A 22684-nucleotide genomic window follows, 5' to 3' on the forward strand; every position below is an offset into this window, starting at 1 on the left:
TCTTGCTCCGCCCGATGTTTTCAATCGATTTATTCGCCTTCTATACTAAGGGCGCGCGTTTTGAAAGACTGCCTCGGCAAGGACTGTTCGGGGCTCACTGCTGCGGAATTTGGCCGGGTGGCGTATCGCCTGAGGCCGGCATTGCGTTCGTATCGGCCGAAGCGGCCGCACCCTTGGCGGCAGGACGCGCGGAAGCCACAGTGGGTGCCGCCAACACGGCCTGGCAGGCCTTGGGCAGATCCGCAACCATGACCTCGCGCGGCTTTTGTGGCGGCTTGTCGCTGGGCTTCGGCTTGGCCCAGGGCTCCGGCCCGAACCACCAGGCAAGTGTCTTGTCGCAGCCATCGCCTGCGGCGACCGGCGCCTGCCCCGTGCAGCCGACCGAGCCGGCGGGGCAGCGGAGGCGGATATGGAAATGCGAGTCGTGCCCATATTCCGGCCGAAGCTTGCCGAGATTGCTGCGGTCGCCCGTCCATGTCTCGCACATCTTCTTCTTGATCGCCGGGTTGACGAAGATGCGCTCGACCTCCGGATAGCTCGCCGCGCGCATCAAAAGGCGGGCATGCGCCGGCGTCCAGACTTTGTCGTTGATGGTCAGGAACTTGTCCTTGGCGAGCATGGTGGTGAACGGCAAAGCTTCGCGCTCGTCCGCCGTCATCTTGCGCCGGGGCATCGGCGTCAGCCAGACGTCGGCGTCGAGGCCGATCTGATGCGAGGCATGGCCGTTGAACATCGGGCCGCCGCGCGGCTGCGAGATATCGCCGACGAGCAGGCCCGGCCAGCCGTCATTCTTGGCCGCATCGCGCGAGAGGCGTTCGAGCAGACCGATCGTTTCCGGCCGGCCCCAGCGGCGATTGCGCGACAGGCGCATGGCCTGCCATGTTGGCCCATCGGTTGGCAGCGCGACTGCGCCGCCAAGGCAACCCTTGGCATAGAAGCCGATCGATTGCGGCGGTCCCTGCGTCGGCAGCGTTACGGCTCCGAAAACAGCCTTGGCGCTGCCGGGCGAAGGGGTAGCCTGCTGTGCCAGCGCATCGCTGGCGATAAGGCCCATCCCGATCGAGGTGGCGAGGGAAAGTTTGCCGATCGTTCGAAAGGCGTGAGCCAGAAGTGAAGCCATACATATCCTTGAAAGGCGGTCGGCATTAGCCGAAGTGATTTGCGGCGAGACTATCCTGAAAAAGGATGGAAGTGAATCCGCGGCAATCACGGAGGCAATCACGGATGGTCGATTGGCGGCCGCCCTTGCTTGCATGGACCATCACATCGGACGGATCAGTTCGCCAGAATTTCCTCAGTCTTGCGGATGCGCGACAGCCGCGGCAAGACCTTCGTGCAGGCGAAATCCTGCATGTCCTGCGAGAAGGTCGTCACGGCATCTTCGGCGACGATGACGGCATAATTTGCCGCAAAGGCATCGCGCACCGTCGCTTCGACACCGAAATTGGTGGCGACACCGGTTAGGATCAGCGTCCTGATGCCGCGGCGGCGAAGCTGCAGATCCAGTTCCGTGCCGTAAAAGGCGCTCCACTGGCGCTTGACGATGGCGACATCGGGTGTCAGCGCTGCCATCTCGGCCGGAGCTTCGAGCGCGGCCGGCGGCAAACCTCCTGGGGGAAGCGCAAAGCTTTCGTCTGTCGGCTGATTGACAGCATCGGCATAGTCTGCGGAAAATCCGACCGTCACGAAAACGGTCGTTCCGCCATCGGCTTTCAATTTGTTTGCGATGGCGACCGTATTGGTGACGATCTGCTGGGCGGAGTAGGGTGCGAGCGGCCGGCTTAGGACGAGGCCTTGCAGGTCGATGGAAACGAGAGCGGTGGTTTTGGGGTCGTAAAGTGACATCGCGCGGTAGCTCCATAAAACATGAGGGTATCCTCACAATGGAAATATGAGGATGGCCTCACAAGAATCAAGTGAAGAATTGAAGACGCGCACGCCGAAGCGGCAGCGCGGTCATGATCGCGTCGTCATACTGCTGGAGGCGGCCGCAAAGGTTTTCGCGCGCAAGGGCTATGATGCGGCAACGATGACGGAGATTGCGGCCGAGGCAAATTCCTCCATCGGCTCGCTCTATCAGTTCTTCCCGACCAAGCCCCTGCTTGCCGAAGCGCTGCATATCGAACGGCTGGAGCGATTGAAGGCCGGGCTTCGGGACATGGCGGAACGGAGCACCGGCTTTTCGGCAGCCGATAGCGGCGAGGCGATCTTCCATGCGCTCGGTACCTTCATGGAGGAATATCCGGAATTTTCGGTGCTGGCGGGGCGCCGCGATATTCCCAAGGAGCGCAAGGCGCGCTCACGGGCAGAGCTGAAGGAGCTGATCGCTGGCGTCCTCAGGCAGGCGCAACCGCCGATATCCGACGATATCGCGCTGATGTCGGGCATCGTGCTCGAACTGCTGCGCATCGTCGTCGCCGTCGCCGCCGAACCTGATGCTGCCGAGGACCGCCGCGTCGCCGGCGAATTGCGGCTGATGTTGCGTAAACGTCTTGAAGAAGCTGCGGCAAAGGGTTGAATCCCGGAGACCGTCTTCGGCCTCTTTACGAAGAGGTGAGTTATTGCGTCCTGTTTTTTGCCCTCATTTGCCTTATGCTGATTCTCGAAAAATCACAGGAGATCATGGATGGCATTGTCGCGGTTGAAAGCAGGCTTGGTCGTTTCTCTTTTTTGCCTGCTGGCAATGCCTCTATCCTCGAAAGCCGAAGAGCCGCAATTCCGCATCGGCACGGCCATTCTCGGCGACCTCAAATACCAGCCCGGTTTCAAGCATTTCGATTACGTCAATCCGGATGCGCCGAAGGGTGGCGAGGTGAAGCTGTCGAGTGAAGGCACGTTCGACACGCTCAATCCGGTATTGTTCAAAGGAAACCCCGCCAGTGGATTGTCGATGGTTTTCGACACGCTGATGCAATCGTCCAGAGACGAGATCGCGGCCTCCTACGGCTTGCTCGCCGAGGGCGTAAGCTATCCCGACGATATATCGAGCGCGACGTTCCGCTTGCGTGCCGAGGCCAAATGGGCTGATGGTACACCCGTTACCCCCGACGACGTCGTTTTCAGCTTCGATCGCACCAAAGAGCTCAATCCCTTGGCGACGGGTATCTATTCCCACGTGACGCGGGCGGAAAAGACCGGCGAAAGGGATGTCACCTTCTATTTCGACGAAAAGAACAATCGCGAGCTCCCCTTTATCGCCGGCCAGCTTCAGATCGTGCCGAAAAAATGGTGGGAGAATGTCGGCCCGGACGGCAAGCAACGCGATATTACCCGCACGACGCTCGAGCCGGTCATGGGGTCCGGGCCATACAAGATCGCCGCCGTGCAACCGGGCTCGTCGATCCGATACGAACTGCGCGATGACTATTGGGGCAAGAACCTGCCGGTTAATGTCGGCGAGAACAATTTCGGGGTGATTTCCTACACCTACTACGCCGACAAGGATGTGGAATTCGAAGCCTTTCGCGGTGGGAACACGGATTTTTGGCAGGACCAGTCGGCAAGCCATTGGGTGACTGCATATGACTTTCCCGCCGCCAAGGATGGCCGTATCAAGCGTGACGAACTGCCCAACTCGTTGCGCTCGGTCGGCATCATGCAGGCGATGGTGCTCAATCTCCGGCGTGATCAGTTCAAGGATCAACGTGTGCGAGAGGCGCTGAACTACGCCTATGATTTCGAGGAGACGAACCGGGCACTTGCCTTCGGCCAGCTGACCCGTGTCAACAGCTTCTTTTTCGGCACCGAGCTTGCCTCTTCGGGGCTGCCCACGGGCGAAGAATTGAATATTTTGAACAGCATCAAGGACAAGGTGCCGCCTGAGGTTTTCACCACGCCCTATACCAATCCGGTCGGTGGCGACCCACAAAAGGCTCGGGACAATCTGCGCAAGGCGATCGAGCTTTTCAAAGAGGCGGGTTATGTGTTGAAGGGCAATCGCATGGTCAACGAAAAGACCGGCCAGCCCTTCAAGATGGAAATCCTGCTCGGAAGCCCTTCGCTGGAAAGATCCAACCTGCCCTACGTACAGAACCTGCGCCGCATCGGCATCGATGCGACCCTCAGGACAGTTGATTCATCGCAATACATCAACCGCATTCGCAGCTTCGACTATGATGCGACCTGGAACGTCTGGGGCACGGCTTTGCCGCCCGGCAGCGAACAAATCGATTACTGGGGCTCGGCTTCGGCAAACCGCCAAGGCTCTCGCAACTATGCCGGCATATCCGATCCAGGTGTCGATGCGTTGATCGCCAAGCTGGTTTCCGCTGCGACCCTCGAAGAAAAGACCGCTGCCGCCAAGGCGCTCGACCGCGTGTTGCTCGCCCATCACTATGTTGTCCCACTGTTCTACGGAACGACGAACAGAATAGCCTACTGGGATAAATTCGAGCATCTGCCTGAATTGCCCTATTATTCGATCGGCTTCCCCGATGTCTGGTGGTCGAAAAACGCCGCAAAGTGAGCTCTCTTGCAATGAGGGCCTGGCTGGCTCCAAATGCTCAAGGCTGATTCGGATAGTTTCAAGCCGAAATGACTGCGCCGGTCGCGATCCGGCGGAAGGGACTATGATTTGATCGACGGACGGATTGAGGCGAGGTGGAACATACCCCTCTTTGAGGGAGTGGCGGACTGATGGGCGCCTATATTCTGCGACGCCTCCTGCTGATGATCCCGACCATTGTCGGCATCATGGCCATTTCCTTCACCATCGTGCAGTTCGCGCCAGGTGGCCCGGTCGAGCAGGTTATCGCGCAGCTGACCGGGCAGGGCGACAATGCCAACGGCCGCCTGTCCGGCGGCACCGACATGCTGGCCCAGCAATCCTTCGATGACAGCAGCTCGAAATATCGCGGCGCGCAGGGGCTCGATCCCGAACTGATCGCCAAGCTCGACAAGCAGTTCGGCTTTGACAAGCCGCCGCTCGAGCGTTTCGGCCAGATGATGTGGAACTATATCCGCTTCGATTTCGGCGAGAGCTTCTTCCGCAACACGACGGTCATCGACCTCATCGCCCAGAAGCTGCCGGTGTCGATCTCGCTCGGCATCTGGATCCTGATCTTCTCCTATGCCATTTCCATCCCGCTCGGCATCCGCAAGGCGGTACAGGACGGATCGACCTTCGATGTCTGGACGTCGGGCATCATCATCATCGGCTATGCCGTCCCGAGCTTCCTGTTCGGCATCATGCTGATCGTGCTGTTTGCCGGCGGCTCCTTCTTCGACTGGTTCCCGCTGCGCGGCCTCGTCTCGGATAATTTTGCCGATCTCAACTGGTGGCAGAAGATCCTCGATTATCTCTGGCACCTGGTGCTGCCGCTGATTTCGCTATCGCTCGCAGCCTTTGCCACGACGACGCTGCTCACCAAGAATTCCTTCATCGAAGAGATCAAGAAGCAATATGTCATTACCGCCCGCGCCAAGGGCCTTTCCGAACGGCGCGTGCTCTATGGCCATGTCTTCCGCAACGCCATGCTCATCGTCATCGCCGGCTTTCCCGGCGCCTTCATCTCCGCCTTCTTCACCGGCTCGCTGCTGATCGAGAATATCTTCTCGCTCGATGGCCTGGGACGCTTGAGCTATCTCTCCGTCGTCCAGCGCGACTATCCGGTGGTATTCGCGACGCTCTTCATCTTCTCGCTGCTCGGCCTCGTCGTCAGCCTCGTCTCCGACCTGATCTACACTTGGATCGATCCGCGCATCGACTTCGAGCGGAGGGACGTGTGATGGACGCAGCCAATCAGCAGGTACTCCCGACGACGGTGAAGCCGCCGCGCAAGGGCCTGTTCTCGCCGACCAATGTGCGCCGCTGGGAGAATTTCAAGGCAAACCGCCGCGGCTACTGGTCGCTCTGGATCTTTCTGGTGCTGTTCGTGCTCAGCCTGGGTGCCGAATTCATCGTCAACGACCGGCCGATCCTCGTCTCCTACAAGGGTGAGATCCTGACGCCGGTCTTCGTCGATTACCCCGAGGAGAAATTCGGTGGCTTCCTGGCGCAGACGGATTATCGCGCCCAGGATATCCAGGATGAGATCAACGCCAATGGCTGGATGATCTGGCCGCCGATCCATTATTCCTATCAGACCGCCAATTCCAACCTTCCTACGGGGATGTCGGCGCCGACCCCGCCATTCTGGGCGATGAGCAAGGAAACACGCTGCTCGGGCTATGCGCAGGGCGTTGCCGATCCAAACTGCAACTGGAGCAATTTCAACTGGCTCGGCACCGATGATCAGGCGCGCGACGTGCTCGCCCGCCTGATCTACGGCTTCCGCATCTCGGTGCTGTTCGGCCTGGCGCTCACCATATGCTCGGCCGTCGTCGGCGTCTGCGCCGGCGCGATACAGGGCTATTTCGGCGGCTGGACCGATCTTCTAATGCAGCGCTTCATCGAAATCTGGTCGTCCATGCCGGTGCTCTATATCCTGCTGATCATCGCCTCGGTGCTGCCGCCCGGCTTCTTCATCCTGCTCGGCATCCTGCTGTTGTTTTCCTGGGTGGGCCTCGTCGGCGTCGTGCGCGCCGAATTCCTCAGGGCGCGCAATTTCGAATATGTGCGCGCCGCCCGCGCGCTCGGCGTCAACAACCGCACCATCATGTATCGCCACCTCTTGCCGAATGCGATGGTCGCGACCCTGACCTTCGTCCCCTTCATCCTGTCGGGCTCGATCTCCACGCTGACCTCGCTGGATTTCCTGGGGTTCGGCATGCCGCCCGGCTCGCCGTCGCTGGGGGAAATGATTGCCCAGGGCAAATCCAATCTGCAGGCTCCCTGGCTCGGGCTTTCGGCCTTCTTCACTATGTCGATCATGCTGTCGCTGCTGATTTTCATCGGTGAGGCCGTGCGCGACGCCTTCGATCCGAGGAAGACGTTCCGATGAGCGAAAACTCCACTCCACTGCTGTCTGTCCGCAATCTGTCCGTCGCCTTTCACCAGGGCGGGCAGACCTCGATTGCTGTCGATGGCGTTTCCTTCGACATCCATCGCGGCGAGGTCGTGGCGCTGGTCGGTGAATCCGGTTCGGGCAAGTCGGTCTCGGCCAATTCGATCTTGAAGCTTTTGCCTTATCCGTCGGCGAGCCACCCCTCCGGCGAGATCCTGTTCAAGGGCAAGGACCTGCTGAAGGCGTCGGATAACGAGCTGCGCGCCGTGCGCGGCAACGACATCACCATGATCTTTCAGGAGCCGATGACTTCGCTCAATCCGCTCCACTCGATCGAGCGGCAGATCAGCGAGATCCTGGCGCTGCATCAGGGCATGACCGGCCATGCAGCCCGCAGTCGCACGCTGGAACTGCTGAACCAGGTCGGTATCCGCGAACCGGAAAAGCGCCTCAAGGCCTATCCGCATGAACTGTCCGGCGGCCAGCGCCAGCGCGTGATGATCGCCATGGCGCTTGCCAACCGCCCCGAACTCCTGATTGCCGACGAGCCGACGACAGCGCTCGACGTGACGGTGCAGGCGCAGATCCTGGAACTGCTGCGCGAGCTCAAGGGCGCGCACGGCATGTCGATGCTGTTCATCACCCACGATCTCGGCATCGTCCGCAAGTTCGCCGACCGCGTCTGTGTGATGACCAAGGGCAAGATCGTCGAGACCGGCGCGGTGGAAGATGTCTTCACCCGGCCGCAGCATGACTATACCCGCCATCTGCTGGCTGCCGAGCCACGCGGCGAGCCGCCGGCGAGCGATGCCAACAAGCCCGTCGTCATGGAAGGCAGCGATATCCGCGTCTGGTTCCCGATCAAGGCCGGCTTCATGCGCAAGGTCGTCGATCATGTGAAGGCCGTCGACGGCATCGATCTGAAACTGAGAGCCGGCCAGACGCTCGGCGTCGTCGGCGAATCCGGTTCGGGCAAAACCACGCTTGGTCTGGCACTTGCGCGGTTGATTTCCTCGAGAGGGCGCATCGCCTTCGTCGGCAAGGATATAGCCGGCTATTCGTTCCGCGAGATGCGGCCGCTGCGCAACCAGCTGCAGGTGGTCTTCCAGGACCCTTATGGATCGCTCAGCCCACGCATGTCGGTGGGTGAGATCATCGCCGAAGGGCTCAAGGTGCATGAGCGCTCGCTGTCTGCCGACGAGCGCGACCAGCGCGTCTGCTGGGCACTGGAGGAAGTGGGCCTCGATCCGTCCACCCGCTGGCGCTTCCCGCATGAGTTTTCCGGCGGCCAGCGCCAGCGCATCGCCATTGCCCGCGCCATGGTGCTGAAGCCCCGTTTCGTCATGCTGGACGAGCCGACCTCGGCGCTCGATATGAGCGTGCAGGCGCAGGTGGTCGACCTGCTGCGCGATCTCCAGAAGAAGCATGACCTCGCCTATCTCTTCATCAGCCACGATCTGAAAGTGGTGAAGGCGCTCGCCAATGAGCTGATCGTCATGCGCTTCGGCAAGGTCGTCGAGCAGGGCGCATCCGCCGATATTTTCCGGGCGCCGAAAGAAGACTACACCAAGGCGCTGCTTGCCGCCGCATTCAATATCGAGGCGGTGCCGACCGCCGCCATCCAGCAATAGAGACCACCATCATGCCGGCCAAAAGCCCCGTTCTCATCGATCTCAAATTCGACCCTGCAACCGTTGCCAAGGCGCTTGAGACGGCCTTTGCCGATCGCGGCAGCATCAATCTCGCCGATCCTGCCAACAAAGGTGCGGATCTCTCCCATATCGACTACGCGCTTTTGTGGAAGCCGGATGCCGATCTTTTCGAACGGGCGCCCAATCTCAAGGTGGTCTTTTCGGGCGGCGCCGGCGTCGATTCGATGCTGTCCATTGCCGGCCTGCCTGACATCCCGATGGTCCGCTTCGTCGATCGCAGCCTGACGACGCGCATGAGCGAATGGGTCGTCATGCAATGCCTGATGCATCTGCGCGATGTGCAGGGGCATATGCGCAATCAGCGCCAGCATCTATGGGTGCCGCAGCATGGTCCGGAAGCGGCCGACGTTACCGTCGGTATCATGGGCCTCGGCGTTCTCGGCTGCGATGCCGCCGCGAAATTGAAAGTCATGGGTTTCAACGTCATCGGCTGGTCCCGCAGCAGGAAAGGGATCGATGGCATGGAAACCTTCGATGCTGGCGGGCTCGATGCGTTTCTGGCGCGTACCGACATTCTCGTCGGCCTGCTGCCGCTGACGGCAGAGACGACCGGGATCTACAATACCTCGCTCTTTTCCCAGCTGCATCGCAACGGTCCGCTCGGCAAGCCGGTCTTCATCAATGCCGGCCGCGGCAAGAGCCAGGTTGAGGCCGATATCGCTTCGGCTATTCGTACCGGCATCCTCGGCGGCGCCTCGCTCGATGTCTTCACCGTCGAGCCGTTGGCAGCGGACGATCCGCTCTGGAGCCTGGAAAATGTCATCATCACGCCGCATGATTCCGCCGTGTCGGAGGAAAGGGCGTTGATGCGCCACGTCGAAGAGCAGATCACCCGCTTCGAACGCGGCGAACCGCTGCAGCATCTGGTAGATCGCGGCCGGGGTTACTAAGTCTATCTTCGGATGGCGATGGTCGGGGCCTTATGCCTCGGCTGTTGCCGGCAAAATGCGACTCATTTGCCCTGGTATCAATTTTCTTTCAGCGACTGGACTTTCGCTCAACATTTTTTGATAACAGGGCGCTACATTCGCATGCCGGCACGCCGCCGGCGAAAAGCATGACGTCCGCAGGGCAGGAGACGGGGCAGGAACGACATGACCAAGACGGATATCGCCACCCGCGTCTATAACCATACCTGGAAGCTCGATCCGATCGTCCGCAGTCTGATCGATACGGATTTCTATAAGCTGCTCATGCTGCAGATGATCTGGAAGCTCTATCCGGATGTCGACGCGACCTTCTCGCTCATCAACCGCACCAAGAGCGTCCGTCTTGCCGAAGTGATCGACGAGAAGGAATTGCGCGAGCAGCTCGATCACGCCCGCACGCTCCGCCTCTCCAAGAAGGAGATGATCTGGCTGGCCGGTAACAGCTTTTATGGCCGCGCCCAGATCTTCGAGCCGGAATTCCTCTCTTGGCTGTCGAATTTCCAGCTGCCGGAATACGAGCTCTCGAAGCGCGACGGCCAGTATATTCTCGACTTCCACGGCTCGTGGAAGGAAACGACGATGTGGGAAATCCCCGCGCTCGCCATCATCAACGAGTTGCGCTCGCGCACGGCGCTGAAGGCGCTCGGCCCCTTCACGCTCGATGTGCTCTATGCCCGCGCCAAGGCCAAGATGTGGGAAAAGGTCGAGCGGCTGCGGGAGTTGCCGGGCCTGCGCATCTCCGACTTCGGCACCCGCCGCCGCCATAGCTTCCTCTGGCAGCGCTGGTGCGTGGAGGCGCTGAAGGAAGGCGTGCCCCATGCCTTCACGGGTACAAGCAATGTCCTGCTCGCCATGGACTCCGATCTCGAGGCCGTCGGCACCAACGCGCATGAGCTGCCGATGGTCGCAGCCGCTCTTGCCCGGAACGATGAAGAACTCGGCAAGGCGCCCTACAAGGTGCTGCGCGACTGGAACCGCCTCTATGGCGGAAACCTGCTCGTCGTGCTGCCCGATGCCTTCGGCACAGCTTCCTTCCTGCGCAACGCGCCGGAATGGGTGGCCGACTGGACCGGCTTCCGCCCCGACAGCGCCCCGCCCATCGAAGGCGGCGAAAAGATCATCGACTGGTGGAAAAAGATGGGCCGCGACCCCCGCCAGAAGTTGCTGATCTTCTCCGATGGTCTGGATGTCGATGCGATCATCGACACCTACAGGCATTTCGACGGCCGCGTGCGCATGAGCTTCGGCTGGGGCACCAACCTCACCAACGATTTCGCGGGCTGCGCCCCGACCGAACTCAAGGGCCTCAACCCCATTTCGATCGTCTGCAAGGTCATCGAGGCCAACGGCCGTCCGGCCGTGAAGCTCTCGGACAATCCACAGAAGGCGACCGGCGAGCCTGCGGAAGTCGAGCGCTATCTGAAGTTCTTCGGCGCTGAAGATCGCGTCGATCAGGAAGTGCTGGTTTAGAGCATTTCCAGGAAAAGCGCATAACGGCTTTCCGTCCGGAATGCGTAAAAGTTCTAGTGGCGGATGGCTGCTTCCATCCGCGCGACGCGCCGGAAGAGCGTCCAGCGGCCATTTTCCCAGCGATATTGATCCGGCGAAATAACGTAGGGCACGTCGCTGAGATCGGCGCTGATCAGCTCCAGAAGCTGCAGGCCTTCAACGTCATTCTCATGCGTGAAAAACACCTTGTCACGCGACAGGAACGCGGCGATCGGCGCGGCACCGCCGGATTGCTCCTGCACCTGCGCCCAGAAATTCGGCAGGAAGGCGATGCTGGATTCGAACTGGCCGTCCACCTCGACATATTGGAATCGGCTGCGTTTGGCGATCTGCACGCCGGTCTTCGTGAGAAACTTCTGCAGGTTGGCTTGTGCCATTTCGGCGAGTTCCCGGACATCGATGCCCCAGTCGTCGAGCGCTTCGGCCATGACGTAGTTGACCGTCGTTTCGCCGTTGACGACGAAGAGCTTGATCAGGTTTTCGGCCTCGTCGAGGTAGACGAATTGCGGCGGATTGGGCTCGTCCTTGACAGCCTGCATCATCTGTTGCCGCGCAACCTCGACGAAATCGCGTGCTTTCAGGACCGGCAGGACCTTGGCGAGCTCGCCGCTGTCAACCATGGCTTCCGTCATAGTGAGATAGTTGAGGAGCGCCTGCGCACGCGCCGGCCCGCGCTTTTCGCGCAGCGCTAGCAGTGCATTGCTCAGGAATTTCGTCATCGTATCGCCGTTGCGGCTGTGCAGCGTCAGGCTGCCGGCGGCAGCATCGTAATCGACGCGGATCAGATCGCCGAAGAACGGCAGGCGTTCCTGCAGATAGGCGGCAAAGGCTGCTTCATCCTGCAAGGCTTCGTCGGGAATGTTGAGATCGAGGGTTTTGGCAGCGGCCGCGCTCTCGGGCTCCTGCATCGGGAAGGTTTGGCCGGGGCGCACCTCCGCGCGCTTGCCTCTGCCGAAGAGCCTTTTCAGGAAATTGAACACGCGCATCCCCGAGTACTGAACGGTATTGCTGCAGAACCTAGCGCGGCTGCCGTTGCGGGGCAATGGCGGCATGATGGGGATCGGGTGCCGTAAGTGCCTGCTTGCCCGTATAAAAAACGCGTATAGTCTGCAGGAGCGGGCCGGATGGTCCGATTGCGGGAAAGGCAGCGCAGATGTGGAATGTCGGGGGCGGCAGGTGGACAATCGGAGGCCTGCTTTTTTGTCTTTTTGCATTGGCTGCACCTGCGGCGGTGTCCGCTCAGAATGTGGCCGCGTCACAGCCGGTCGCCCCGCCGCCCGATAAGGTTCGCGAGCTGATTCAACTGATGAACGAGCCTGATGTCAGGCAATGGCTGACCACGCAGCTCAACAGTCAGCCTGCCCCCGCTAGCGATAAACCCGCGCCCGCCAGCGATCCGGCTCCGGCCGACGGCAATCAGATGTCGGTTCTGTCGGGCATGCTCGGCCATACGCGGCATCACCTTGAGCTGGTCTCCGGCGCTGCGATGACGCTGCCCTACGAGGTCATGACCGCATCGGAAAAGCTGGAAGGCGAGGGCAAGTCGGTCGGCCTCGTGCGCATCATCGTTCAGATTGTCCTTCTGTTCTTCCTCGGGTTGGTGGCCGAACTCGCCGTTGCGCGCTTCATCAACACCAAGCATATGCAGCGCACCGAGAAGGCTGCCGGTACCGAGACGGAACTGCAGGCAGCGCGCTTCCAGTTTCTGGGCGGCGTCGTGCCCGCCATTATCCATGGCCTGGTGACGCTCGTTCCGCTTCTTGCCTTCGATTGGCCGCCTGCCATTGAAAATTTCGCCATCGCTTGCGTCATTGCGATGGTATCGATCAGGCTGGCGATCTCCATCGGCAAGCTTGTCATGGAATTGATCGCGATGCGTCGCGCCGGTGATGTTCTGGACGAGGACGGCGGTGTCGCCCGCATCGCCGAACGGCGGCGCGTGGCCTATTACTGGTATCGGCGATGCACGCTGTTTGCCATTTATTTTGCCTGCGGCTGGGCGATCATCCAGGCCGTCACGTCGCTGGATTTTTCCGCAGGCGCGCGGGACCTCATCGGCTATACGCTCGGCATCGGTCTGTTTCTGATTGCCACGGCGGCCGTGTGGTCCAGGCCGCTCGCGCCGGAAAAGCGCGGGGCGAAGACGGTCTCCTGGCTGTTGACGATTTTCTTCGTGGCCCTCTGGTGTCTCTGGGTGGCCGGCTTCGACGGCCTTTTGTGGATCGGCATCTATGCGATATTGCTGCCACGCATCCTCTCGGTATCCACGCAGGCGATCGAGGCTCTGCATGATGCGGCCGACGGCATTTTCGGCACCGGCAAGATCGCGGCCGTATTGCTCGACCGCGGCTTGCGGGCGCTGATCATTACCTTTGCGGCTTTGTGGCTCGGTCACATGCTGGGCGTCGAGGCGCATGCGATGATGAGCGGCAGCGAATCGAATGTCGGCCGCATCGCTCGCGGCATACTCGGCGGCATCATCATCCTCCTGATTGCCGATCTCGTCTGGCAGCTGGCGAAAACCTATATCGACGGCAAAGTCATGCAATCCCTGCCGGCCGTCGGCGAATCGGATGAGATGAGAGCGAGCCGCGCCCGGCTGCAGACGCTGCTGCCGATCTTCCGCAACATTCTTGCCGTCGTCATCGGCATCATCGCAGCCATGATGGTGCTGTCGGGCCTCGGCGTTCAGATCGGGCCGCTGATCGCCGGCGCCGGCGTCGTCGGTGTTGCCGTCGGTTTCGGGGCGCAGACCATCGTCAAGGATGTCATCAGCGGCATCTTCTACCTCTGGGACGATGCCTTCCGCATCGGCGAATATATCGAAAGCGGCCACTACAAGGGCGTGGTGGAATCCTTCAGCCTGCGCTCGGTCAAGCTGCGTCACCAGCGCGGCCCGCTGGCGACGATCCCCTTCGGCTCGCTCGGCGCGGTCAACAACATGAACCGCGACTGGGCGATCGACAAGATCATCGTCAAGGTCACCTACGATACCGATCTCGTGAAGCTGAAGCGCATCGTCAAGGATATCGGCCAGCGCCTGCTTGAAGACGAGGATCTGAAGCCGAGCATCATTCAGACGCTGAAGATGAAGGGCGTCGAGCAGTTCGGCGATTTTGCAATCGAGATCAGACTGGCGATCACCGCCAAGCCCAACGAGCTCTCGGTCATTCGCCGCAGCGCGCTGGCCTTGATCAAGCAGTCCTTCGACGAGAACGGCATCCAGTTCGCCTTCCCGACCGTACAGGTGGCAAGCGACAAGGAAGCCGCTGCCGCTGCTGCCCGGCAGCTTATCGAGATGCGGGCGGCGAACGTGGATGGCGCGCAGCAGGCGAGCTAGAGCACTTCCGGGAAAAGTGCGCAGCGGTTTTCCGTCCGGAATTGCGTGAAAACGGAGAGATAGAGCGGTTCAGGGATTCCGTGAAAAACTGAACCGCTCTAGCTCTGGTCATGGTTTCGGAGCCGCCGTACTGCCACGTACGATCAGCGTGACGTCGATCATCTCACGCTCGGCCGGTACGGCATCGTGAAGAACGGCCTGCACTGCCCGTTGCGCGATCTCGGCAAAGGGCTGGGCCATCGTCGTCAGGCCGGGCTCCACCATGCCGCCTTCCGGCACGCCATCGAAGCCGATGACGGAGACGTCCTGCGGCACTGAAAGGCCCCGTGCGCGCAGCCAGTTGATCGCCAGAAGCGCGATGTTGTCGGACATGGCGAGGATCGCCGTCGGCGGTTCGGGCGCGGAAAACAGGTAGTCGAGCCCGGCTTCGACGCTTGGCTTGTCGTTGAGCGTCTCAAAGATCGGCACGTCTTCGCGCCCAATTCCGAACGCTTCGAGCGCCTGCCAATAGCCGAGCGCTCGATCGCGCGAGGTGGAATACATCGCGCGCCCGATCCCGGCGACGCTGACCGGCCCGACATGGTCGTCCGAAAGCTCGGTCGCAAGCACGCCGAAACGCCTGTGGCCAAGTTCCGCCAGATGTCGGGCCGCAACGGCCGCACCACCCAGATTGTCGACGCTGATCGAGGGGATCGACGCATCCTCGTCGTTCAAGGCGAGAGCGATGAAGGGCAATTGCCGCTCGCGCGTCAACTGAACCAGCTTTTCGCCGCCTTCCACGCAGAGCAGAATGAAGCCGTCGACCAACGCGCTCTTGATGTTCCAGTCGAGCTTGTGCCGATCCTTGGCCGAGACCAGAGCGAGACCCGTGCCGCTGGCATCGCAGACCTGGGACACAGCGGCCAGGAGCGCCCTGGCCCAGGGGTCGTTGAAGAAATAGGCAAGCGGCTCGACGACGGCGACGCCGATGGCATTGACCTTTCCGGCTCGCAGCAGCCGGCCCGTCAGGCTAGGCCCGGCATAGCCAAGCCGCTTGGCCGTCTCGAGCACGTGCTCGCGCACCTCTTCACGCACCACTTCGGGCCGGCTGAAAACATTGGAGGCGGTCCCCTGTGATACGCCCGCCGCCTTGGCGACGTCCGCGAGCCTGATGGTGCCCTTGGCCAATGAAATCCTCCATATGGTTCCGGCGGATACTAGCAATGAAGTTGTATCGGTTCAATTCTGCTTGACAGCGGATTTTCGAGGCGTACGATTGAACCGATTCAAGACGGTGATGCGAGTTGATATTGAATCGATTCAAAATTGAAGGACGAACCCATGCTGACCAATTATCTCTTCAAGGATCTCTATGATGATCGATGGGGTGATCCCTGCAATCCGAATGCCGTCGATCCGCCTTCAGAACATAGGGGCGGGGCTGACAAACAGAGCGTGCTGGATCGGCTGGCGCAGCTTTTCCGCCGCCAGAAGCGGCCTTCGGCATGGTCCTTCACGATACCGAGCGAGACATCGGACGCGGAGGGTGAAGCCGAGATCCGGCATCGCACCAGCTTCGAGGACACGAAATTCCTCGTGATCGCCAAGGCCCTGTCGCGGAATTGTTAGAGCAAGGCCACATCGCGCTCAGATACTCTATGACAGCTTCAGAAGTTTTCCTTGTAGGGCCTGAGATCGAGCTCCTGCGTCCAGGCCGACGGATGTTGGCGATGAATGTGCCAATAGCTCTCGGCAATGGCGTCGATATTCAGCAACCCATCGGTATCCACATCCGGCCGGCGCGAACGCAGCCGTTCCCCGTCAATGCCGCCATCGATGATGGTGTGGGCGACGTGCAGGCCGAGAGGCCCGAATTCACGCGCCATGCTCTGGCTGATCATTCGAAGGCCCGCCTTGGCGGCGGCGAATTGCGCAAAGCCCGCCTTGCCGCGCAGGCTGGCGGAGGCACCGGTGAAGATCACGGTGCCACGGCCGAGCGGCGCCAGATGGCGCGCCGCCTCGCGCCCAACCAGGAATCCGCCGAAGCAGCAGACGCGCCAGAATTCCTCGAATTGCGCGGCGGTGACGGCACGAAACGCAATCTGGCGATTGATGCCGGCGTTGAAGACGACGAAATCCGGCGCGGCAATATCGTCTCGCGCGGTAAAGGCATGTTCGAACAGCCGGACGACGGCAGCTTCGTCCGTCGCATCCGTCTCGATCGCCTCGGCGCTGCCGCCGGCTGCCTGGATGACAGCGGCCACCTGATCGATCTTCGCTGCCGTCCGGCCGGCAATGACGACATGATAGCCCTTGTCAGCGAGAAGCCGGCAGAGCGCAGCACCCAGCCCCTGTTCGGCTCCCACTCCGACGATGATAGCGCTCGGCGTGCTCATTCGGCGGCCTCCCTGGCATCGAGCGTGGGATAATCGGTATAGCCTTCCGCGCCGCCGCCGTAAAAGGTGGGGCGATGATAGGCGTTGAGAGGCGCACCGCGACGAATACGCTCCGGCAGATCGGGATTGGCGATGAACAGACGACCGAAGGCGATGGCATCGGCATGGCCGGCGGCGAGCGTGGCTTCGGCCGTATCCGGTCGAAAATTGCCAGCAGCAATCAGCGTGCCGGACCAGGCGGGCCGGAACAGTTCCGCGGCCGACGGCACGTTCTTGTGATCGACCTCGGCTTGGCCCGCACCGCTGGCGCGCGGCTCGATCAGATGCAGATAGGCGAGATTGAGCCTGTCCAGCTCGCGAATGACATGCCCGTAGAGACGCAAGGGATCCTCCTCGCCGCTGTCATTGGCAATGCCAAAGGGCGAAAGGCGCACGCCGACGCGATCCGAACCCCAGACTTCGGAAACCGCCTCGACCACTTCCAAGAGCAGCCGCGTGCGGTTCTCGATCGAGCCGCCATATTGATCGGTGCGCTGGTTCGTGCGGGCCTGCAGGAATTGTTCGATCAGATAGCCATTGGCGCCATGAATCTCGACGCCGTCGAAACCGGCCTGCTTGGCATTGGCGGCCGCCTGGGCATAGACGTCGATCAAAAGCGGCATCAGATCGATATCGATCGCCTGCGGCGTCTCGAAGGGAACGCGTTCGAAGGAGGCGGTAAAGGTATCACCCTTGGCGGCAATGGCGGAAGGGGCGATCGGCGGAGCACCTCCCGGCTGATGTGAAGAATGGGAAATGCGGCCGACATGCCAGAGCTGCAGGAAGATCTTGCCACCCTTGCAATGAACAGCGTCCGTCACCGCCTTCCAGCCGGCGATCTGTTCGCCCGTGTGGATGCCCGGCGTTGCCGGCATGCCCTGTCCGGCACGGGAAATCTGAGAACCTTCGGAAATGATCAGGCCGCCCTCGCTGGCGCGCTGGGCATAATATTCGGCATTCAGTGCAGAGGGCACATTGCCGGGCTGGCTCGCCCGCATGCGGGTGAGAGGCGCCATGACGATGCGATGCGCAAGCTCATAGGGGCCGATGGAAAGAGGCGAAAACAAAGTGGCTGTCATAAAATTCTCCTGCCTGGAGCCAAAATGCTCCCCGGGGCGGAAGGGCCTGTCAGCGGCGATTCGGTCTCGGGAGTTGGAATAAGATGATGGTCATCATTTATTCCAACAATCGGACGTGCGCAACTGAATCTCGTATCAGGCCGGGATCGTTGCGAGAAAGCCGAGCAAGGCGGCGTTGAACTGCGCCGGCCGTTGCAGCGGCGCGAAATGGCTGACGCCAGGCAGAAGAATCAGCTTCGCGCCTGGAATGTGCTGCACGAGATAATGGGCGTGCTCCTGCTTGATGAATTCGTCATGCTCGCTCTGCACGATGGCGACGGGCACATCGATCTCGGCGAGATCTTTGACCGTGTAGTTCGGCTCCGTCCGCTGCATCAGGCCGACAGCCTCGACGAAGGTGTCGAACTTGTCCGGCGTGGCGGAAAGGGCTGCGTAATCCTTCGTGTGGCGGGAGAAGCAGCGCTCGATGATCGGCGTCGCCACGAATTCCTTGGTGCCGCTCGGGTCCATGTTGCAGGCAAAGAAGAAGACACCGGAAACGCGATCCGGATGGCTTTTTCCAAGTACCATGCCGATGCAGGCGCCGTCGCTCCACCCGGCGATCGCGGCCTTTTCGATCTTCAGCCTGTCCATGACGGCGAGAACGTCTGATGCCATCAGCTCGTATGTGTAAGGCCGCTCGTCCCGCATGCTGCGGCCATGGCCGCGGCTGTCGATGACGATAACCCGATGGCCTGCGTCGATGAGTGCGGGCACTTGGTAGCCCCAGTTGCCGCTGTTTCCGAGCCCGCCATGCAGGAGGATCACCGGGGCGCCGCTGCCATAGGAGGCATACCAGATGCGCGCGCCATCATGATCGACATGGCCTTCCACCTCTGTATGCGGCAAGGGTGCGGCCCCTTCGGCTTCGAAGCGATGAAGCTCATCGTCGTGAAATTCCATACCCACCTCCCATTGCGCCGTCTCCTCCCGACAGCCATATGGCGAGACTAGTCGATCTCAGCGCGTCTTTTCAACAGGCTGCGGTCATATCGTCGCTAGGTGTTCGAAAAGATCGCGGGCCGGCGACGGCAGCTCTTCGAGGGAGCGTGCGCAGATCGAAAGCCGGCGCGTCGCCCACCGGTCGGTGAGGCGGAGGGTCGCAATCTTCGCGGATCGGCCGCAGCGGCGTGCCACCGTTTCCGGCACGATGCCAAGGCCGATGCCCCGGCCTGCCATCTCGCAGATGCTTTCGAATGTCCGCATCCGCACCCGCATCTTCAGCCGGGTGCCGAGCCGGGCGGCCTGCGCGTCGATGTGATCCTGCAAGGCGCCGCCGGCTAGTCCGATGAAATGCTCATGCAGAATTTCCGCAAAGGCGATCTGCTTTGCTTCGGCAAGCGCATGATCGCGAGGCATCACCACCACCAGACGATCGATCGCGAAGGGCCGCAATATCAGGCCGGAGGTATCGACCGCGTCCGACAGGATGCCGATCTCGGCCAGCCCGGCCGAAACGGCTCGGGCGATTTCGATGCTCTGGCGCTCCTTGAGGTCGATATCGGTTCGTGGGTGTTTTGCCATCCACTCGGCAAGGCGCGGCGGCAGGTACTCGGCGATCGCGGCGGTATTGGCGGCAAGCCGGATGGTCGCACGCAGGCCGCTTGCATGTTCTCCAAGCTCGCCGCGCATCTGCGTGAGCTGCCGCTGTATCAGCCGGGCATGATGGGCCAGCGCTTCACCGGCAGGCGTTGGGCTGACACCGCGCCGCCCGCGCTCCAGCAGCTTGAAGCCGCCATTTGTCTCCATGTCACGCAGCCGCTCGCTGGCGGCCGGCAGCGAAAGCCCGACATCGGCAGCCCCATGGGTGATGCTGCCGGCATCGACGACGGCGAGGAACAGGCGAAGGTCGGTTAGGTCGAAGCGCATGGAGCGCAGACTACCGCATATCCAGCCTTCGGAATAGCCGAAGGCTGGCTTCGTATCATCCACATTGTGGCCATCCTCGCATCTGCTAGTGAAAGGGCATGATGGATCATTCGACATGGCTTCTCGCCGCAATCTTCGCGACCTTCTTCGTGGCCGGCATGGTCAAGGGTGTCACCGGCATGGGGCTGCCGACGGTGGCAATGGGAGTTTTGGGCGCGCTGATCTCGCCGCTCTCGGCGGCGAGCCTGCTGATCGTTCCCTCCTTCGTCACCAATGTCTGGCAGCTGCTCGCAGGTCCGAGTTTTGGCGCGCTTGCTCGTCGTTTCCTCCTCCTGGTTCTTGCCGTGACCGTCGGAACCTTCGCCGGCTCATATCTTCTCGCTGACGGGGATACGCGTCTGACGACCGCTGCGCTGGGTGCGGCGCTTATCGTCTATGCCGGCCATGCTTTGCTCGCCCGTCAGCTGCGCGTGCCCTCAAGGCTGGAACCGTTGCTCTCGCCGATCATCGGCCTGGTCACAGGCCTCTTGACCGGCGCGACCGGCGTCTTCGTCGTGCCGGCTGTGCCCTATCTGCAGGCGCTTGGGCTGGAGAAGGAGGATCTGGTCCAGGCACTCGGCCTTTCCTTCACCGTCTCCACCGTGGCGCTGGCCGGAGCACTCGCCTGGCACGGCGCTTTCCGCATCGACAATCTCGCGCTCTCTGCCCTCGCAATCGTACCCGCGCTCGCCGGCATGTGGGCCGGCCAGATCATCCGCAATCGCGTCAGCCCGGGCACTTTCCGCCGATGGTTTCTGATCTGTCTTCTGGTGCTTGGCGCCGAGATGATTGTCAAAGCCGCTTTTTGAGGCGGTCTCATATTGCTGGGTTGCCCCGTGGGTACCCATATGCTTCCGAGTTTGTTTCAAAGTGGGGCCTGACCGATCGATGGAAAGAGAGCAGCAAGAGATTTCCGATCACCATCTGCCTGCCGATGCCCTCCTGGTCGTCGATGTGCAGAATGCTTTCGTGGAGGGGCCGAGCGCGGTTCCCGGCCATGCCACCTTGAGAGCAATGGTGGAAGTCCTGTTAGACAAGGCGCGTTCGGCATGGACGCCGGTGATTTTCCTGCAGAACGATGGTCCGACGGGTGCGCTGGACGAGCCGCTTCAGGCCGGATGGAAACTCCATTTCCCACCCCTATCCGGCGAAATGGTCATCAGGAAAACGGAGGATGATGGCTTTGACGGCACCGATCTCGACGCCATTCTGACCGCCTTCGGCGCGAAGAATCTGGTGATCTGCGGCGTCCTTTCGGAGATGTGCGTTGCCGCGGCGGCGCGGGCGGCGCTTGAGCGCGGCTATGGCGTGCTGCTGCCTCATGATGCGCACGCCACCTATGATGTTCCGGCCGGGCCTGGCTCGCAGGGCGTGCCTGCGGCTTTGGCCTCACGGGCAGCCGAATGGTCGCTGGGCGATGAGGTGCGCATCTGCGCTTCGGCACGCGAGGTTCGTTTCAAAGAGCGAGCTTAGTCGCAACCCTCGCCTCATCAGAGCAGGGCGCCCTTGAATCTCGCGTTGATTCGTAATAATTGAAGTTACATGAAGCGCGATAGCCGACTTTCCTCCGTCCTCCATGCCTTGCTCCATATGGCTGAGCAGGATGGGCCGCTGACCTCCGAAACTCTGGCGCAATGCATGCACACCAATCCGGTCGTCGTGCGCCGCACCATGGGCCTGTTGCGCGAGGTGGGCATCGTCCATTCCGCCAAGGGGCACACCGGCGGCTGGACGATTGCGGCCGATCTCAAGGCCGTGACGTTGCGTCAATTGCATGAGGCACTCGGCGAGCCCGCCGTCTTCGCCATCGGCAATCGCAACGAGACGCCGGAATGCCTGGTCGAGCAATCGGTCAATTCCGTGCTCGATGATGCCTTTGCCGAAGCGGAAGCCTTGCTGCTCCGGCGCTTCGAAAACGTCACGCTTGCCGATCTCGCCGCTGAATTTGCCCGGCGTCATGCGCAGTGGCGCACAGAAAGGACCCTTTTATGACCCATGACGTCATCGTCATCGGGGGCAGCTACGCCGGCATGGCGGCCGCTCTCCAGCTTCTCCGTGCCCGCCGCAAGGTGCTGGTCATCGATGCGGACAAGCGCCGCAATCGCTTCGCCGAGGAATCTCATGGTTTTCTCGGCCAGGATGGCGTCAACCCTGGCGAAATCGCTCGCAAGGCGCGCGAGCAGCTTTTCGCCTATCCGACGCTGACCTGGATCGAGGGCACGGCCGAAGAGGCCGAGGGCGAGAAGGATGCCTTTGTCGTCACCACCGCTGACGGCGCGCGCCATGACGGCCGGCGCCTTCTCTTCGCGACCGGCGTTTCCGACGCTTTGCCCGAGATCGAGGGTCTTGGCGAGCGTTGGGGCAAAAGCATCTTCCATTGCCCTTATTGCCATGGCTATGAGCTCGATCAGGGCCGCATCGGCTGCATCGCCACAGGTCCGATGTCGATGCATCAGGCGCAGCTGCTGCCGGAATGGGGCGCGGTGACGCTGTTCCTCAACGGCAGCTTCATCCCGGATGAGACGCAGCGTGCCGATCTCGCCGCACGCGGCGTGACGATCGAGGAGCCACCCGTCACAAGGCTGGAAGGAAAGGCGGATGTGCGGCTTGCCGATGGGCGCCTGCTGCCGCTTGCCGGCCTCTTCACCGCGACGCGCGTGTCGCCCTCGAGCCCGATTGTGGAGCGGCTCGGCTGCGTGCTCGAGGAAACGCCCTTCGGCACCCAGATCCAGACCGATGCCATGAAGGAAACCACGGTGCCGGGCGCTTTCGCCTGCGGCGACGCCGCGCGTATCCCGCATTCGGTGTCGCTCGCCGTGGGAGATGGCGCCTGGGCCGGCGCGCAACTGCACCGCTCGCTGGTGTTTTGA

At 61.5% G+C, this 22684-nt stretch carries 21 protein-coding genes; 13 read left to right on the forward strand and 8 right to left on the reverse strand.

From position 1 onward, the window contains the following. Positions 1-94 precede the first annotated feature (94 nt). Together mepA and GA0061103_RS20785 are read right to left on the reverse strand one after the other, a co-directional pair. On the reverse strand, positions 95-1120 hold the full coding sequence (mepA, locus tag GA0061103_RS20780) for a penicillin-insensitive murein endopeptidase (RefSeq protein ID WP_092714559.1): 1026 nt from the start codon (positions 1118-1120) through the stop codon (positions 95-97). A 155-nt stretch (positions 1121-1275) separates the two neighbouring features. Further along, complete coding sequence (locus tag GA0061103_RS20785) at positions 1276-1845, reverse strand: hydrolase (RefSeq protein WP_092714560.1); 570 nt, start codon at positions 1843-1845, stop codon at positions 1276-1278. Positions 1846-1897: 52 nt separating this feature from the next. Between GA0061103_RS20785 and GA0061103_RS20790 the strand changes: the two genes are divergently transcribed. From GA0061103_RS20790 to pncB, 7 genes are all read left to right on the forward strand, one after another. Continuing rightward, entirely contained in the window at positions 1898-2518 is a 621-nt protein-coding gene (locus GA0061103_RS20790; protein ID WP_092714562.1) for a TetR/AcrR family transcriptional regulator, read from the forward strand. Positions 2519-2626: 108 nt separating this feature from the next. Continuing rightward, positions 2627-4465 carry an extracellular solute-binding protein gene (locus GA0061103_RS20795; protein WP_092714564.1) on the forward strand — a complete coding sequence of 613 codons (1839 nt, stop codon included), beginning with the start codon at positions 2627-2629 and terminating at the stop codon, positions 4463-4465. Between the two features lie 170 nt (positions 4466-4635). Further along, the gene (locus GA0061103_RS20800; RefSeq protein WP_092714566.1) at positions 4636-5727 is read left to right on the forward strand and encodes a microcin C ABC transporter permease YejB; all 1092 of its coding nucleotides are present in this window, start codon (positions 4636-4638) and stop codon (positions 5725-5727) included. Beyond that, positions 5727-6881: an ABC transporter permease gene (locus GA0061103_RS20805; protein WP_092714568.1), complete on the forward strand. Its 1155-nt coding sequence runs from the start codon at positions 5727-5729 to the stop codon at positions 6879-6881. The genes GA0061103_RS20800 and GA0061103_RS20805 overlap by 1 nt, the downstream gene beginning before the upstream one ends. Further along, complete coding sequence (locus GA0061103_RS20810; protein ID WP_092714570.1) at positions 6878-8515, forward strand: ABC transporter ATP-binding protein; 1638 nt, start codon at positions 6878-6880, stop codon at positions 8513-8515. The genes GA0061103_RS20805 and GA0061103_RS20810 overlap by 4 nt, the downstream gene beginning before the upstream one ends. A gap of 11 nt (positions 8516-8526) precedes the next feature. Next, positions 8527-9486 carry a 2-hydroxyacid dehydrogenase gene (locus tag GA0061103_RS20815; protein ID WP_092714572.1) on the forward strand — a complete coding sequence of 320 codons (960 nt, stop codon included), beginning with the start codon at positions 8527-8529 and terminating at the stop codon, positions 9484-9486. 204 nt (positions 9487-9690) lie between these two features. Further along, positions 9691-10995, forward strand: a complete 1305-nt coding sequence (pncB, locus tag GA0061103_RS20820; protein ID WP_092714574.1) for a nicotinate phosphoribosyltransferase — start codon at positions 9691-9693, stop codon at positions 10993-10995. A gap of 53 nt (positions 10996-11048) precedes the next feature. Here pncB and GA0061103_RS20825 read toward each other — a convergent pair whose 3' ends face one another. Further along, positions 11049-12014, reverse strand: coding sequence for a DUF1444 domain-containing protein (locus tag GA0061103_RS20825; protein ID WP_092715152.1), 966 nt, complete (start codon positions 12012-12014; stop codon positions 11049-11051). 173 nt (positions 12015-12187) lie between these two features. On the opposite strand from GA0061103_RS20825, the gene GA0061103_RS20830 reads away from it, so the two are divergent. Continuing rightward, on the forward strand, positions 12188-14374 hold the full coding sequence (locus tag GA0061103_RS20830; RefSeq protein WP_092714576.1) for a mechanosensitive ion channel family protein: 2187 nt from the start codon (positions 12188-12190) through the stop codon (positions 14372-14374). Positions 14375-14482: 108 nt separating this feature from the next. Here the strand turns inward: GA0061103_RS20830 and GA0061103_RS20835 are convergent, their stop codons facing one another. Beyond that, positions 14483-15541 carry a LacI family DNA-binding transcriptional regulator gene (locus GA0061103_RS20835; RefSeq protein WP_092714578.1) on the reverse strand — a complete coding sequence of 353 codons (1059 nt, stop codon included), beginning with the start codon at positions 15539-15541 and terminating at the stop codon, positions 14483-14485. A gap of 153 nt (positions 15542-15694) precedes the next feature. Here GA0061103_RS20835 and GA0061103_RS20840 point away from each other — a divergent pair, with 153 nt between their 5' ends. Then, complete coding sequence (locus GA0061103_RS20840) at positions 15695-15982, forward strand: hypothetical protein (RefSeq protein ID WP_092714580.1); 288 nt, start codon at positions 15695-15697, stop codon at positions 15980-15982. Positions 15983-16020: 38 nt separating this feature from the next. On the opposite strand, the gene GA0061103_RS20845 is transcribed toward GA0061103_RS20840, so the two are convergent. The 4 genes from GA0061103_RS20845 to GA0061103_RS20860 all read right to left on the reverse strand — a co-directional run bounded on the left by GA0061103_RS20845 (position 16021) and on the right by GA0061103_RS20860 (position 19775). Further along, positions 16021-16749, reverse strand: a complete 729-nt coding sequence (locus GA0061103_RS20845; RefSeq protein WP_092714582.1) for an SDR family NAD(P)-dependent oxidoreductase — start codon at positions 16747-16749, stop codon at positions 16021-16023. Then, positions 16746-17867 (reverse strand): alkene reductase, encoded by a 1122-nt coding sequence (locus tag GA0061103_RS20850; protein WP_092714584.1) that lies wholly within the window; start codon positions 17865-17867, stop codon positions 16746-16748. The genes GA0061103_RS20845 and GA0061103_RS20850 overlap by 4 nt, the downstream gene beginning before the upstream one ends. Before the next feature lie 135 nt (positions 17868-18002). Then, positions 18003-18809 carry an alpha/beta fold hydrolase gene (locus tag GA0061103_RS20855; protein ID WP_092714586.1) on the reverse strand — a complete coding sequence of 269 codons (807 nt, stop codon included), beginning with the start codon at positions 18807-18809 and terminating at the stop codon, positions 18003-18005. 84 nt (positions 18810-18893) lie between these two features. Continuing rightward, on the reverse strand, positions 18894-19775 hold the full coding sequence (locus tag GA0061103_RS20860) for a LysR family transcriptional regulator (RefSeq protein ID WP_092715154.1): 882 nt from the start codon (positions 19773-19775) through the stop codon (positions 18894-18896). Positions 19776-19873: 98 nt separating this feature from the next. On the opposite strand from GA0061103_RS20860, the gene GA0061103_RS20865 reads away from it, so the two are divergent. From GA0061103_RS20865 to GA0061103_RS20880, 4 genes are all read left to right on the forward strand, one after another. Then, entirely contained in the window at positions 19874-20623 is a 750-nt protein-coding gene (locus tag GA0061103_RS20865; RefSeq protein WP_092714589.1) for a sulfite exporter TauE/SafE family protein, read from the forward strand. A 79-nt stretch (positions 20624-20702) separates the two neighbouring features. Then, positions 20703-21287 (forward strand): isochorismatase family protein, encoded by a 585-nt coding sequence (locus tag GA0061103_RS20870; protein ID WP_092714591.1) that lies wholly within the window; start codon positions 20703-20705, stop codon positions 21285-21287. Positions 21288-21356: 69 nt separating this feature from the next. Then, a complete protein-coding gene (locus GA0061103_RS20875; RefSeq protein WP_092714593.1) occupies positions 21357-21806 on the forward strand; it encodes an RrF2 family transcriptional regulator in 450 nt (149 codons plus the stop codon). Continuing rightward, the gene (locus GA0061103_RS20880) at positions 21803-22684 is read left to right on the forward strand and encodes an NAD(P)/FAD-dependent oxidoreductase (protein WP_092714595.1); all 882 of its coding nucleotides are present in this window, start codon (positions 21803-21805) and stop codon (positions 22682-22684) included. Before GA0061103_RS20875 ends, GA0061103_RS20880 begins: the two co-directional genes overlap by 4 nt.

It is taken from the genome of Martinezella multihospitum (genome assembly GCF_900094585.1).
In the GTDB taxonomy this organism is placed as follows: Bacteria; Pseudomonadota; Alphaproteobacteria; order Rhizobiales; family Rhizobiaceae; genus Rhizobium; species Rhizobium multihospitium.

Excerpts from the sequence above, each read along its gene's own strand:
- GA0061103_RS20840 (WP_092714580.1), top strand. The coding sequence starts at position 15,695 with ATGCTGACCAATTATCTCTTCAAGGATCTCTATGATGATCGATGGGGT.
- GA0061103_RS20805 (WP_092714568.1), top strand. The coding sequence starts at position 5,727 with ATGGACGCAGCCAATCAGCAGGTACTCCCGACGACGGTGAAGCCGCCG.
- GA0061103_RS20850 (WP_092714584.1), bottom strand. The coding sequence starts at position 17,867 with ATGACAGCCACTTTGTTTTCGCCTCTTTCCATCGGCCCCTATGAGCTT.
- GA0061103_RS20795 (WP_092714564.1), top strand. The coding sequence starts at position 2,627 with ATGGCATTGTCGCGGTTGAAAGCAGGCTTGGTCGTTTCTCTTTTTTGC.
- GA0061103_RS20810 (WP_092714570.1), top strand. The coding sequence starts at position 6,878 with ATGAGCGAAAACTCCACTCCACTGCTGTCTGTCCGCAATCTGTCCGTC.
- GA0061103_RS20830 (WP_092714576.1), top strand. The coding sequence starts at position 12,188 with ATGTGGAATGTCGGGGGCGGCAGGTGGACAATCGGAGGCCTGCTTTTT.
- GA0061103_RS20875 (WP_092714593.1), top strand. The coding sequence starts at position 21,357 with ATGAAGCGCGATAGCCGACTTTCCTCCGTCCTCCATGCCTTGCTCCAT.
- GA0061103_RS20790 (WP_092714562.1), top strand. The coding sequence starts at position 1,898 with ATGGCCTCACAAGAATCAAGTGAAGAATTGAAGACGCGCACGCCGAAG.
- mepA (WP_092714559.1), bottom strand. The coding sequence starts at position 1,120 with ATGGCTTCACTTCTGGCTCACGCCTTTCGAACGATCGGCAAACTTTCC.
- GA0061103_RS20800 (WP_092714566.1), top strand. The coding sequence starts at position 4,636 with ATGGGCGCCTATATTCTGCGACGCCTCCTGCTGATGATCCCGACCATT.
- pncB (WP_092714574.1), top strand. The coding sequence starts at position 9,691 with ATGACCAAGACGGATATCGCCACCCGCGTCTATAACCATACCTGGAAG.
- GA0061103_RS20870 (WP_092714591.1), top strand. The coding sequence starts at position 20,703 with ATGGAAAGAGAGCAGCAAGAGATTTCCGATCACCATCTGCCTGCCGAT.
- GA0061103_RS20855 (WP_092714586.1), bottom strand. The coding sequence starts at position 18,809 with ATGGAATTTCACGACGATGAGCTTCATCGCTTCGAAGCCGAAGGGGCC.
- GA0061103_RS20860 (WP_092715154.1), bottom strand. The coding sequence starts at position 19,775 with ATGCGCTTCGACCTAACCGACCTTCGCCTGTTCCTCGCCGTCGTCGAT.
- GA0061103_RS20845 (WP_092714582.1), bottom strand. The coding sequence starts at position 16,749 with ATGAGCACGCCGAGCGCTATCATCGTCGGAGTGGGAGCCGAACAGGGG.
- GA0061103_RS20865 (WP_092714589.1), top strand. The coding sequence starts at position 19,874 with ATGATGGATCATTCGACATGGCTTCTCGCCGCAATCTTCGCGACCTTC.
- GA0061103_RS20880 (WP_092714595.1), top strand. The coding sequence starts at position 21,803 with ATGACCCATGACGTCATCGTCATCGGGGGCAGCTACGCCGGCATGGCG.
- GA0061103_RS20815 (WP_092714572.1), top strand. The coding sequence starts at position 8,527 with ATGCCGGCCAAAAGCCCCGTTCTCATCGATCTCAAATTCGACCCTGCA.
- GA0061103_RS20785 (WP_092714560.1), bottom strand. The coding sequence starts at position 1,845 with ATGTCACTTTACGACCCCAAAACCACCGCTCTCGTTTCCATCGACCTG.